At 71.2% G+C, this 504-nt stretch carries 1 protein-coding gene; it reads left to right on the forward strand.

Annotated elements, in window-relative coordinates; all coding sequences use genetic code 11:
* A partial coding sequence (locus OOT08_RS02420; RefSeq protein WP_325091286.1) for an ABC transporter permease occupies positions 1 to 504 on the forward strand: 504 nt, incomplete at both ends.

Raw genomic sequence — 504 nt, forward strand, 5'->3', positions numbered from 1 at the left:
GCACGTGGGCCGCGGTCAAGCACCGCAACCTCTCCGGGGTGCTCATCGGCGCCGGGAGCCAGCTCGGCGTCGCGATCCCCGGCTTCCTCGCGGCGATCCTGCTCGTGATGATCTTCGCGGTCGGCCTCGGCTGGCTCCCCGCGAACGGCTGGACCCCGCCCGGCGAGGACTTCGGCGACTTCCTGCGCCGCCTCATCCTCCCCGTGCTCGCGCTCGCCTCAGTGCAGGGCGCAATCCTCACCCGCTACGTGCGCTCCGCGGTGCTGGAGATCATGAGCGAGGACTACCTGCGCACCGCCCGGGCCAAGGGCCTCGGCAAGACCGAGGCGCTGCTCAAGCACGGCCTGCGCAACGCCGCGATCCCCGTGATCACCGTCACGAGCGTGCAGCTGGCCACCCTGATCGTGGGCGCCGTCGTGATCGAGCGGGTCTTCGTCATTCCCGGCCTCGGCTCGATGCTGCTCGACGCCGTCGGCAACCGCGACCTGCTCACGGTGCAGTCCG

Origin of the sequence: Leucobacter sp. M11 (genome assembly GCF_035726885.1) — a bacterium.
Taxonomy (GTDB): Bacteria; Actinomycetota; Actinomycetes; order Actinomycetales; family Microbacteriaceae; genus JAPFRB01.